Origin of the sequence: Bradyrhizobium sp. BRP22 (assembly GCF_020194175.1) — a bacterium.
Lineage (GTDB): Bacteria > Pseudomonadota > Alphaproteobacteria > Rhizobiales > Xanthobacteraceae > Bradyrhizobium.
The window spans coordinates 77,903-90,728 of sequence record NZ_JADYVX010000009.1 but is presented as its reverse complement, the minus strand read 5'-3'; the positions used below and the strand labels follow the sequence as shown (position 1 = coordinate 90,728).

General features: G+C 62.6%; 8 protein-coding genes. 1 reads left to right on the top strand and 7 read right to left on the bottom strand.

The window, feature by feature from the left end; translation table 11 throughout:
* Positions 1-13: 13 nt before the first annotated feature.
* From I6F35_RS14460 to I6F35_RS14450, 3 genes are read right to left on the bottom strand one after another with little or no spacing between them, the layout of a single operon-like run.
* Positions 14-1,582, bottom strand: coding sequence for a flagellar biosynthesis protein FlgL (locus tag I6F35_RS14460; RefSeq protein ID WP_225118344.1), 1,569 nt, complete (start codon positions 1,580-1,582; stop codon positions 14-16).
* A gap of 7 nt (positions 1,583-1,589) precedes the next feature.
* A complete protein-coding gene (gene flgK, locus I6F35_RS14455) occupies positions 1,590-3,482 on the bottom strand; it encodes a flagellar hook-associated protein FlgK (RefSeq protein ID WP_225118343.1) in 1,893 nt (630 codons plus the stop codon).
* Positions 3,483-3,525: 43 nt separating this feature from the next.
* A complete protein-coding gene (locus tag I6F35_RS14450) occupies positions 3,526-5,385 on the bottom strand; it encodes a flagellar hook-basal body complex protein (protein WP_225118342.1) in 1,860 nt (619 codons plus the stop codon).
* A 257-nt stretch (positions 5,386-5,642) separates the two neighbouring features.
* On the opposite strand from I6F35_RS14450, the gene I6F35_RS14445 reads away from it, so the two are divergent.
* The gene (locus I6F35_RS14445) at positions 5,643-6,344 is read left to right on the top strand and encodes a dihydrofolate reductase family protein (RefSeq protein WP_225118482.1); all 702 of its coding nucleotides are present in this window, start codon (positions 5,643-5,645) and stop codon (positions 6,342-6,344) included.
* 7 nt (positions 6,345-6,351) lie between these two features.
* On the opposite strand, the gene I6F35_RS14440 is transcribed toward I6F35_RS14445, so the two are convergent.
* From I6F35_RS14440 to I6F35_RS14425, 4 genes are read right to left on the bottom strand one after another with little or no spacing between them, the layout of a single operon-like run.
* Complete coding sequence (locus I6F35_RS14440; protein ID WP_225118341.1) at positions 6,352-8,682, bottom strand: molybdopterin guanine dinucleotide-containing S/N-oxide reductase; 2,331 nt, start codon at positions 8,680-8,682, stop codon at positions 6,352-6,354.
* Between the two features lie 37 nt (positions 8,683-8,719).
* Positions 8,720-10,279, bottom strand: coding sequence for an acetolactate synthase large subunit (locus I6F35_RS14435; RefSeq protein WP_225118340.1), 1,560 nt, complete (start codon positions 10,277-10,279; stop codon positions 8,720-8,722).
* Positions 10,280-10,326: 47 nt separating this feature from the next.
* Positions 10,327-11,982 carry an ABC transporter ATP-binding protein gene (locus tag I6F35_RS14430; RefSeq protein ID WP_225118339.1) on the bottom strand — a complete coding sequence of 552 codons (1,656 nt, stop codon included), beginning with the start codon at positions 11,980-11,982 and terminating at the stop codon, positions 10,327-10,329.
* Positions 11,979-12,818: an ABC transporter permease gene (locus tag I6F35_RS14425; RefSeq protein WP_225118481.1), complete on the bottom strand. Its 840-nt coding sequence runs from the start codon at positions 12,816-12,818 to the stop codon at positions 11,979-11,981. The genes I6F35_RS14430 and I6F35_RS14425 overlap by 4 nt, the downstream gene beginning before the upstream one ends.
* Positions 12,819-12,826 lie beyond the last annotated feature (8 nt).

Here is a 12,826-nt window from a genome sequence, read left to right as displayed (position 1 = left end):
CCTGTCGTGCCGCTTAGATGAATTTAACCAGGCTCATCTGGTAAAGCATCGATGTCGTCTGATATGACGCCTGCAGCGCCGTCTGCAGTGCCAGGATTTTGGTCGCGACTTCGTCGTCATTGATGCCTTCGATGGAATCCAGCATCGTCTGCGCCATCGCCTTGGTCTGAACCTGCCGATCGGTGGCCGCTTTGATGGAGCCCTGCGCGCCGGCGAAGTCGGCCTGGATATCTTCGATCGTCTGGGTCCCTGGGACCACGGCGAGACTGTTCGCCACCCGCTGGTTGAGCGCCGTAACCTGGGCGCTGGCATAGGGATCCGTCGCCGACGTGCTCACCGCTGCGAACACTGCCACCGTCTGCAGCTGCGCACGCAATGCCGGTTCGTCGGCCCTGGCGCCATACTGCACCGTGATGGATGTATCGATCTGGGCTACCGCCGATCCGCGCGCCGAACCGTTCGCTGAGGTATTCGGCTCGCCGTTGTACCAAAACACGGTGTTGTCGGGCGTGCCGGCCACAAGTGTCGTAGCCGACGCAAGCGGCGTCGTGCCAACCCGCAGCGGCGGTTGATCGAAGAAATTCTCACCGGCCTCCATCGCGGAAGCCGCCACCATCGGACCGTTCGCCAGGTTCTTCATCGAAGTTCCCAGCGCGGTGTTCAGGTTGGCGGCGGTCTCGGTGCTGTCAGCACCAATCAGGAAGCTGTTGGCGGCAAGCGGCGTGGTGTCCGACGCCGTCATGACAATATCTTCCTTCGTGCCATCCGGCATGGTGAAGGTGAACTTGACCTGGTCGCCGACCTTCGGATTGGTCGTACCAAGGTCTACAGACATGGACTTTTGCACCGGTGTGGCCGGCGGCGCCGGCGGAACGGTCGCGGGCAGGTCCACAGGCTGAGTGACGGTCGCGCCCGTTATGTTTGTGGATACGCCGGTGAGCTTGATCCCGAACGGCTGGGCCTGCTGCGGAGGTGCCGGTGTTGCATCCTCCTCGGTGAGAACAACCGACGTTGCCGGCGTGCCGACGGCACTGCCGACGCGACCGTTCTGATTGACACCGAGATCCGCGATCTTTCGCTCGGCAATGACCTGCTTCAGTCCGGCGAGCTGAGCGCCGCGGCCATTCATGATCTCGTCAGACGGTGCCACGGGCGCGGTATCCGTGGCGCGGCCGGAAAACAGATAGCGATCACCCGACTTCGCGTTGAGCATGTCGACTGAATCGGTGAAGTCGAGCAATGCGGTCTTCTGGCCGGAGGTCTTGCCCTCATTGTCGAGATCCGTGCTCCCGCTGACGGCGGCGCCCTTCACTTCCGACCCGATCTTCACGAGTTGCTGCAGCGAAAGGTTGACGACACCAACGCGTGTGTTCAGGTTGGTCGCCGTATCGGAATAGGCTCCTATCCCGGTGATCTGCGCGCGCAGCGCGATGGCAAGGCTGCGGCCACTCCCCTGCCCGGCGTAAGTATTGGAAATCTTGCCGGACGCGAGTTGTTGCGTCAGCGTATCCAGCTGACTGCGCAAATCGAGAATGCCTGAACCGATATAGGACGTGCGTTGACTGACCCCGGATATTGTCATGGCTGCCTCAGAATACCTGCATCAGGGTTTTGTACATGTCGTTGACCGCAGACATCACGCGCGCGTTTGCCGAATAAGCGTTCTGCAGTGACAACAGATGCGCCATCTCTTCGTCCATGTTGACACCAGAGGACGTCGACATCTTCTGCTCGAGCGTGCTGAGCACGACGTTCTGACCATCGGCCAGCTGCTTCGCCGCGTCGGCGTCTGCACCCTGCTGACTGGTGAACTGTTGCATGAAGCTGAGCAACGTTCCCTTGAACGGCGCGCTCGCACTGCCGACGCCACCCTGCGCACCAAATGTGTAGGTCGCGTTGCTTAGCTGGCTGAGAATGAACGAGGGCCGCGTGGTGTCGCCAGCGAGCGTCGAACTCCCATACATCACGAGCTTGGCGGGATCATTGATCAGCGCGCTGTTGACCGACAAGCGCCCTGCAAGACCCGTCATCTGAGATCCAGAGGCGCCAATCGCACCGCTGTAAGATGAACCGTTGTCAGTAAACAGAGCGATCTGCGGGCTGCCGTCGTTCAAGGCGCTCGGGTCCTTGGTGACCGTCACCGAGGCGCTATCGATCCGGGAGAAGGCGGGATTATTGAGAACGCTCAGCGATGTGCTGGTCCCGCTGAACGTGACATTGCCGCCCAGTGCAGCATTGAGCTGATTGAGCACCGAGGAGAACGATCCGGAAAAATCGATCCCGATCACCTGATCGTTCGGGTCCGCCGTCACGTCATTCGACAAAGGCAGCACGCGAGCGTCATCAACGCGCACGAGGGAGATTTGACGCTGCTGATTGGTCGCCGCATCGGTATAGGTGAGATGAATGACGTTGCCGGATTTCATGCCCGAGATATCGAGCGCGAATCCTGCAGGCGTTCCGGTTGGGACCGGCGCACCCGTTATTGCCGTGCCTGCTATTGTCTGATCGGACAACGCGCTCGACAGCGAGGCGGCAAACTGGTCGAGCTGGTTCTGCGCCGTGACCAACGTCTTGTCTCGCAGCTCGGTATAAGCCGCGATCTGGCCCGATTTGATCGCACCGGTGGCCGTGAGATTGACCGACCCGCCACCGCCTGGAAACTCAAGCATGACCGAGCCGAGTTGGCTCTGGTTCGGGTCGCTGCTCCACGTCGTACCAGCAGTGACGGTAGCCTGAGCGTTGAACGTGAGGGTCGCTGCTTCGTTGCCCACGAGCTGAATGCCGGAGCCGGTAAAAACCGTGATCTGGTTGGCGCTGTTGGTCGTGACACGGATATCCATCAGCTCCGACAGCTGAGTCACGTACTGGTCACGTTGATCAAGCAATGCGGCAGTCGACGCATCCGTCGACGTGCCGCCGCGTGGATTGGCCATCAGTTGGTTGTTGATCGACGCAATCTGCTTCAGCAGATTGTTCGCCGTCGCAACGGAGTCCCTGATGCCGGTCTCGGCATTGCCGCGCAAGGTTTGAATACCTTGCGTCATCGAGTTGAGTTGCTGCGTGAGCGTCGACGCCGCGTTGAGAACGCTTATTCGGGCCGACTGATTGTCAGCGCTGGTGCTGAGCGCCTGTAGCGCCGTCGTGAGGTCGTTGAACGCGTTCTCCAGCGTTCCGATGGAGCCCGGATCGCCATAGAGGCTTTGCAGCTGCTGCAGCACGTTTGAACGCAACGAGGCGTAACCCGCGCCGGACGTTTCCGTGCGCAACTGCGCCTGGATATATTGATCGAGTTCACGATTGATGCCGGCAACGACGACATTGCTGCCATATGCGCCAGAATAGGACGTGACCTGGTCGAGCGTCTTGCGAACATAGCCGGGCGTTTCCGCATTGGCGACGTTCGACGAGACCAGCGACATCGCCGCTTGGTTGGCACGGAGGCCGGACATGGCGATAGCGAGGGCGTCATTCAGACTCATAACAACAATGCTCCCAAGCGATTACGTGCGCGCCCGGTGTTGATTACCGCATCACGTTCAAGAGATCCTGGACCATGGTATTCGTCGTCGTGATCACCTTGGTATTCGCCGAATAGGCCTGCTGCGTTACGATCAGTTTCGTGAATTCGTCGGCGATATCCGTGTTCGACGATTCGAGTGACGAGCCCGAAATACTCCCGCCCTTCCCGTAGAGCGCTTCTCCGGATTCGTTGGTCACTTCAAAGGCGCCGCCGTCGACACGCTTCAAGAAGTTGGCGCCGTTGAAGGTGGCGATGCTGACCTCCGCGAGATCGATGTTGCGGCCGTTCGAATAGGTGCCGACAACACGTCCCTCGTCGCTGACCGACACGCTTTGCAGTTGACCTGCGGCGTAACCGTCCTGCTGCAGCTGGTTCACTTGCACGTTGCCATTGGTGTCCGCAAACTGCGTCAGTCCGCCGGTGCCAAATGCCATCGTGACGTTGCCCAAGCTGGTACCGTTGACGGTGAGCCCGGCCAGTGTGATCTGGCCGATCACAGGCTGCATTTGTCCATTCGGACCAAACTTGAAGTCCGTTCCGACGTTCTGCCAGGCAACGGTATTTCCGGTCGCGTTGGAATTCACCTGGTAAAACAGATTCCAGGTATCGGTCCCACCCATGGTGGACGATTCAACCTTGGCCCATCGGAACTGCAGGCTGACCGGAGCGCCGTTGCCGTCATATGCGGTCGTGGTACCGCCGCTGATCGACTCATTCAGAAAGGTTTGATTGTCGCTGCCAATGACGATGCCGGTACCGGCCGTCCCGCCGCCCGCACGCAACCCGGTAACAGTGCCCGAAAAGCCCAGCGCCTGAAATGCCGCGACCGCCGATGCGGAGGAGCCTGGGGCAAGGCTGAAGTCATTTGCCGTACCGGTGTTCAAGGTGATTGCACCGGTGCTCGACACGCTGGACGCCGGTGATGGCGAAACGTTGCCGGTAAGACCGTCAATGGTGCTTAAGAGGCTTCCGACCGTCGCGGTGGAAAGATCGACAAAAGTCGTGCCAGCGACGGGCGCAGGCGCGGCTCCGGTATAGAATGAAATGGTGTTGGTTGTGGTGACGCCGCCATTGGTGGTCTTCAGCACCAGCGTGTCGCCACTCGCAAAGCCGGCGGTAAGCGAGTTCGTGCCCGACGCGCCCGCAAGGGCCGTCGCCGCGGAAATCGGTTGCGCGATCGTCTCAAAGTTGTTTCGCGCATTGCCGGTGACGCCTGTATTGGCAAACGGCGTCGCGGCCGTTCCAAGGGTCCGTGGATTGGATATGAAATCCGCAGGCCTCAGCAGTTCAGAGCCCGGCACCGATGTCTGGTGATTGGTCGTCAGCGGGTAGCTGGCGAGATTGGCGCGATAGTCGATCTTGGTGGTTGCTTGCGACGGCAGGAAATCGTTCTGGAACCTCAGGACTTCCGGCGCGCTTCCGGTGGGATTCCCAGTCGTCGGATCAATCTTCACGCCCTCGAGATAGTAGCCTGCACCGTTAACGAGATATCCGTTTTGATCCAGCGTGAAGTCGCCGCGGCGGGTGTACCGGTTGACGCCGTCGAATATCGGCTGGTTGTCGGACATGCTGCCCGGCTTCTGCACCGCGAAGAAGCCGTCGCCGTTGATCGCCATGTAGGTGGCGACCGAAGCCGACTGGACCGAACCGGCGATCGTGTTGGTGCTCCGCGAGTTCGCGACGACGCTGCCCGCAAGCTGTGCGTTGGTGCCGGTGTCGGGAATAAGATCGAGGAAGCTGGTGTCGATGCGCTTGAAGCCCGTCGTCTGCGAGTTCGCGATGTTGCCGGAAATATTTTCCAGCGCATACGAATTTGCCCGCAACCCTGCGACGGACGTGGTGAGAGCGCCGAAGATACCCATGACATCGTCTCCAACTGGGATCCGGGCGGCCGCCGGGATGTTTATCGCTGTAATGGCCGCAACCGGTGCGGGCGGTGCAAGCATCCTGCCAGACGAAAATCACAGTAAAATCATATAGATGGAGATGAAGCCCGGTAGGGAAGCCAGATCAGAATTGCCTAGCCCAGCAACTTTTGCCTACCTCTTTCGATATCCGCCGCGGTGGAAGAAACGACCATGCAATGGCAGGAATGGCGGCCGCCAAAAGGAACGTTCACATGAAACCCAAAGTCACGCTGCTCATGATCACATCCGTCGACGGCCGCCTGCATCCCAGCCGCTTCACGAGCAGCCCGGATGGGACGCGCCGCGATTGGTCCGCGCAGTACGAGAAGGTTCACGAGGCCCTCAAGGCCGATGCCTGGCTCGTCGGCCGCGTCACGATGGCCGAAATCAGCAAGGCTGGTCCGCACGCGCCATCTAAAGCGGCTGCGGTCGAAAGGCCGCTGCACATCGCAAGCAAGAGCGAGGGGAGCTATGCCATAGCACTCGATCCGTCGGGCAAAGTGCATTTCAAGCCCGGCGGCCTTGGCGGTGACCACGTCATCGCTCTGCTGGGTCGTGACGTCCCGGACAGCCATCTCGCAGAGCTGGCAGCCGATGGCGTGTCGTACATCGTCTCGGACAGGGCGGACATTGACATCGCCGCCATGCTCGACGTTCTCGGACGCGAATTTGGGATCCGTCACCTTGTGCTCGAAGGCGGTGCCGGCACCAATGGCACCTTCCTGGCGGCAGGACTGGTTGACGAAATGCGCATCCTGGTGGCGCCCGCCATCGACGGCGGAGAGAATGTGCAAGGCATCGTCGCTTATGGCGATGGACTCGCCGGCAAGCTGGCGTTGCAACTCAAGTCCGCTGATACGCTCGAGCACGGCGTCGTTCAGCTACACTATGCCGTGCTGCCACCCGGCCACTGAGCGGCCTTCATCGCTTACGCGAGGACGTGGGGACCGGCGGCTCATAGGCGCGGACGGACGGAGCCGTTCCGACGAACTTCTCGCAATCGACGACGGTGATCTGGCCGCAGCAGCCTTGAGCCAATCGTGACGTGCCGACGTCGCGCGTCAGCACATTGGGATTGCCATGGAGGCACAGGGGTTTCTCGGCACCATCAGGGGCAGGATCGTACCAGGCGCCAGTCGGCAGATGGACGACGCCGCGCATGACGTCGTCGGTCACCTGCACCGCCGCAAGACAGGCGCCGCGCGCATTGAAGATCCTGATGACGTCACGGTCGACGATCCCGCGCGGCGCGGCGTCGTCTGGATGCATGCGCGCGACTTCCCTGCCCTCGATCTTCCTGGACTGACTGTATCCGCCGAAATCGAGCTGGCCGTGAAGTCGCGTCGCCGGCTGGTTGGCGACCAGCCACAATGGGGCTGCCGTGTCCGGCTGCTCGGTGGAAGGAAGCCAGGTGGGATGCCCCGGACAATCATCGTAGCCGTAGCTGGCGATCGTCTTCGAGAATATCTCGATTCTGCCGCTGGGCGTCGGCAGCGGATTTGCGTCCGGCTCCGTTCGGAAGCGGCGCAGGATGCCTCCGTCGTCCGGCTCCGAGGGAAGCGCCAGTTCGCCGCGCTCCCAGAACTCCTCGAAATCAGGGGCCTCCCAGCCGCGCTCGGCCAGGGCGCGCCGGGTCGGCTCATACAGATGACGCATCCACTGCGCGGCATCGCGCCCTTCGGCAAAGACGTTTGCGGCGCCAAGCCGTTCCGAGAGATCGCGGAGGATGGCGAAGTCGTCGCGCGCTTCACCGATAGGCGGCGCGACCTGGCGCATCGCGATCAATCGCGGATCGGTCGCGGCCGCGCCGATATCATCGCGCTCCAGCGTCATCGTCGCAGGCAGCACGATGTCGGCGGACCGTGCCATCGCCGTCCAGGCGAGTTCATGAACCACGATCGTATCAGGGCGCGCGAACGCCTGGCGCAGACGATGAATGTCCTGATGATGATGGAAGGGATTGCCGCCGGCCCAATAGACCAGCTTGATATCGGGATAATGCAACTCGCTGCCGTTATACGCGAACGATGCGCCCGGATTAAGCAGCATGTCGGAAATCCGCGCCACCGGAATGAATTCGCGGACCGGATTGGATCCTTGCGGCATCGTCGGAATCGGCACGGCGTTGACACGGCGCCCGGTGTGGCCCATCGCGCCGAGCGCGTAATTGTAGCCGCCGCCGGGCAGGCCGATCTGACCGACCATCGCCGCAAGTGCCGCGGCGGCCCACACCGGCTGCTCGCCATACTGCGCGCGCTGTAACGCATGCGCCACCGCAATGAGGCTGCGGCCATGCACCAGCGAGCGGGCGATATCCCTGATCCTGTCGGCCGCAATTCCGCTGATCGCAGCCGCCCAATCCGCATGCTTGGGCTGTCCGTCGCTGTCGCCCCGCAAATAGCGTTCGAACACGTCGAAGCCTGTCGTGTAGCGATCGACAAACGCGCGATCGCAAAGATTCTCGACCAGCAAGGTGTGCGCCATCGCGAGGATCACGGCGACGTCGGTACCCGGACGAATCGGAATCCATTCGGCCCTGGCCTCGGGCGGAAAATCGTCGCGCAACGGGCTGATCGAGATGAACCGTGTGCCTCGCTTCACCGCTTCGCGCATGGCATCGGGCTCGACATGACGGCTCAGCCCACCACTGGCGATCATCGAGTTCTTGATCGCCATGCCGCCGAACGCGAGCACCACGTCGGTGTACGTGCGTACCTGATCCCAGGTGACATTACGCCGCGAAAGCACCTCGAACGGCCCCATCACATGCGGCAGAATGACCGACGACGCGCCCGCGCTGTAGCTGTTGACCGAACGCACATAGCCGCCGCAAACCAGATTGAGAAAGCGGTGGATCTGGCTCTGCGCATGATGAAAACGTCCCGCGCTGGCCCAGCCGTATGAGCCTCCATAGATCGCCTGCGGGCCGAAATTGTCGCGAACGCGCGCGAGTTCGCCGGCGAGCAGATCGAGCGCCGTATCCCATCCGCATTCGACAAAATCGTCGCCGATCTCGCGGCGTTGCGGGCCTGGACCATGCTCGAGCCAGTTGCGGCGGACCATCGGTTTCAGGATGCGCGCCTTGTGGCGCAGCGCACCCTTGAAATTGCCGAGGATCGGCGATGGCGCCGGATCGCCGGCATAGGGCAGGATCGAGACATCCTGACCGTCCCAGCGCGCAGAAAACGCTCCCCAATGCGCGCTGTGCGTCGCGAAGGTTCCGTCAAGATCGGTCGCATCGGAATGCGTCATCTGGCTTTGCCCGTCGATGGATAGCGCCTCTTAGAAGTTACAGCAACGAGGCCTCGATCACGAACGGCCCGCGCTGCCGAAGCGCAGCGTCGAACACCTCTGCGAAACGCTGGACGGTCGTCACCCGTTCCGCCGCGACACCCATGCCGCCGGCGAGCTTGACCCAATCGACCTCGGGATCCTCGATGTCGAGCATCCGGCGGGCATTCTGGCCGGGGCTTGCGACGCCAACCTTGCGCATCTCCCCGTGGAGAATTGCATAGCCACGGTTGGCAAAGATGATGGTCACAATATCGAGTTTCTCGCGCGCTTGCGTCCACAGCCCCTGAAGGGTGTAGAGGCCGCTGCCATCAGCCTGAAGCGACACGACCTTCCGTCCCGGACAGGCGATCGCAGCCCCTGCCGCCATCGGCATTCCGATGCCAATAGCGCCGCCGGTGATCTGCAGATAATCGTGCTGTAGCGCATTGTAAGACAGCTCGTAGAATCCGGAGGACGTGATCGCCTCGTCGCATACGATCGCGTTCTCCGGCAGTTTTGCCGCAACCACGCGATTGATCATGTCGGCCGTCAGGGGTCCGTTGGCCTGGAGGGACAACTCGGCGACCGGCGGCTTATCCGTACGCACACCTGCTGCCGACCTGGCGCCGACGGATTCCGCAAGGTGGGCAAGAATTCCCTTCAGATCGTGGTCGAGCCGTCCGAGCTCGACCACGCTGCAACCCTCGGGCGCGAGACGACCCGACTGCGTTGGGTAGCCGAAGAAGGTGACCGGCTCCTTGGCACCGATCAGCACGATCGTATCGAGACCCGCCAATGCGGCGCGACCCGGCTCCCAGGCAAAGGATATCTTTTCGATCGGCGCCCGACCGCGCCCGCGCTCGATGCGTCCATTGACGCCCTGTGCAAACAGCCTCGCGCCGGTCGTGGCGCAAATCCTCTCGGCGTCCGCGAGCGCATCGGCGCGCAACGCCTGCCCCGACAGGATCAATGCGGCCTTGCAACCGCCGCGCAGCCGATCGACGACCGTCCTGAACTTGTCCGGATCGACCTCGCGCCTGGCCGGTGGCGAACGCCTGGCGAGCAGAGCGCCGGCCGACCGTTCCGACCAGGCCATGTCGGCCGGCAGGATCAGCGTCGCGATGCCATTTGCCAGGCTTGCGTCCCAGGCGTCGGCGACATCCTGCTCGATCGAGGCAGCACTGCCGATCCGGCGTACGAACGCCGACATCGGCCGGGCGAGCGTCTCGATGTCGCTCGTCAATGGTGCGTCGAGCGGGAGATGCGCGGTCGAATGCTCGCCGACGATGTTGATGATCGGGGTGCCGGCGCGCCTGGCGTTGTGGAGGTTGGCTAGCCCATTCGCGAGACCCGGGCCGAGATGCAAAAGCGTGGCCGCGGGCCGGTCCGTCATCCGGCCGTAGCCGTCGGCAGCGCCGGTAACGACGCCTTCGAACAGGCCAAGCACACATCGCATGTCCTGTCGGCGATCGAGCGCGGCGACAAAGTGCATCTCCGATGTCCCCGGATTGGCGAAGCAGGTATCAACACCAAGAGCGAGCAGCGCGTCGCAGAGATGATCCGCACCAGTTTTCATGTCATTGCGCCCTGTTTTCAGTTTTCGTCCGGCAAGGCTATTGTCCGCTAAGCAAAACGCAGATTGGCCGACGGCTCGTGCGGCCGACCGAACAGCGAACGCCCTGGGATGGCCTCGAGCAGTTCGCGGGTGTAAGCGTGCTGCGGCGCGCCGAATACCGATTGCGTCTCACCCTGCTCGACGATTTCGCCGCGCCGCATCACGACGATCCTGTCGGCAATCTCGGATGCGACGCGCAGATCGTGCGTGATGAACAGCATCGCCAGGCTCATTTCCTCGCGCAATTCCGCCAGCAATTCCAGGATGTGCTGTTGCACTGAAACGTCGAGCGCCGAAACGGCCTCGTCCGCAACCAGCACCAGCGGCTTCAAAGCGATCGCGCGCGCGATGCAGATGCGCTGGCGCTGCCCGCCCGAGAATTCATGAGGATAACGCTCGTAGGCGCTCTCCTTCAGGCCCACTCGCGCCAACAGCCGCTTTGCTTCCGCAATCGCGTCGACTGGCGGCGTTCCATAGGTCATCGGTCCGCGCGCGATGGCTTCGCCGACCTTTTGTCGTGGGTCGAGGGCCGCAAAGGGATCCTGAAAGACGATCTGCACCTTGCGGCGCATGGCGCGCAACTGCACGCCTTTCAATTTGAGAAAGTCCACCCCATCGAAATCGATCGCGCCGGTATCGGGCTCGATCAGCCGCATGATCATGCGTGCGAGCGTCGACTTGCCGGATCCGGACTCGCCGACGACAGCGACCGTCTCGCGTGGCCGCAACGTGAGGGCGACGTCCTGCACGGCCGGCACCCGTCGCACCGGCCTGAAAACGCCCTGACGCGATGTGAACACCTTGTTGAGACCACGGGCGACCAACAGCGGATCGGTCCCCAAAGCGTGGCCGCGCATCGAGGCGGGCCGGCCACCCGGCACGGCCGCAATGAGTGCCTTGGTGTAGTCATTCTTCGGAGCGCGGAGCACTTCATCGACCGCGCCCTGCTCAACCACACAGCCATTGCGCATCACCACGACGCGGTCGGCGATATCAGCGACAACGCCGAAGTCGTGTGTGATGAACAGGACGCCCATGCCTCGCTCGGCCTGCAACCGCCGGACCAGTGCGAGGATTTGCTTCTGCGTGGTGACGTCAAGCGCAGTGGTCGGCTCGTCGGCGAGCAGGAGTGCCGGCTCGTTCGCCATCGCGATCGCGATCATGATGCGCTGGCGCTGACCGCCGGAAAGCTGGAATGGATAGCTGCGAGCAAGCGCGGGCGGATCGGGCAAGCCGACGGCCGCGATCAGTTCGATGACACGCGCGTCGACCTCGGAGCCGGACAGCTTCGCGCCGGCGTGCGTGATGATGGCTTCCGCGATCTGCTGGCCGACACGCGTCAACGGATTGAGCGCGCTAAGCGGCTCCTGGAAGATCATCGAGATCGGGCCGCCCCGCAGCGCCCGCATGGTCCCTTCATCCGCCCGCGCAAGGTCCGTATCCTTGAACCGGATGGCGCCAGCGGCGACATCAAGACCGGGCGGCAGCAGCCGAAGCACGGCATGCGCGGTGATCGACTTGCCCGAACCGGACTCGCCGACCAGGCAAACGATCTCGTTGCGGCGCACGGCAAGCGAGACGTTTTCCACCGCAAACTGGCGATCGCCGCCCTTGGGCAAGGCAACGGACAGATTTTCGATTGAAAGCAGCGGTTCGTCCGTCATGCCCCTCGCGCCTTCCGCGACAATCTCGGGTTCAGGGTATCGTTCAGTCCTTCGCCAACGAGGTTGATCGCCAGCACGGTGAGGAAGATGGCTATGCCGGGGAACACGCTCATCCACCACGCCTGGCGCATCACCGAACGGGACGCCCCGATCATGAAACCCCACGACATCAGATTGGGGTCGCCGAGCCCCATGAAGCTCAGCGCGCTTTCGATCAGGATGGAGCTCGCGATCATCAGCGAGCCAGTGACGATGATCGGCGACACGGCGTTCGGCAGGATGTGACGCAACACCACCGACAGCGGCGGCTGTCCCTGGCAGACCGCGGCCTGCACGAATTCCCTGCTGCGCAGCCGCAGGAATTCGGCGCGCGTGAGCCGGGCGAGCTGAGGCCAGCTCACGGCACCGATGGCGAGGATCACGTTGGTCAGTGAAGGCCCGAGCGTCGCCACCAGCAGGATGGCAAGGATGAAGCCCGGAATCGTCTGGAACAGTTCGACGAAGCGCATCAGGACTTCGTCGACCCGGCCGCCGAAATAGCCGGCAACAGCTCCCACGGTGACGCCGATCACGAGCGCGGCAAGTGTCGACGACACGCCGATGAGCAGCGAGACCCGTGCGCCATAGGCAATGCAGGCGGCAACATCGCGGCCGAGCATGTCGGAGCCGAGCCACGTCTCGCCATCGAACGGCGGCTGAAACGGCGCAGCGACCATATCCCAGGGATCGACAGGAAACAGGGTCGGCGCCACGATCGCCAGCACGACGACTCCGATCAGGATGACCAGTCCGATGACGCCGGCCGGATGCCGAAGGAAGGATGCCAGGGTGTTCAGCGCGCGCC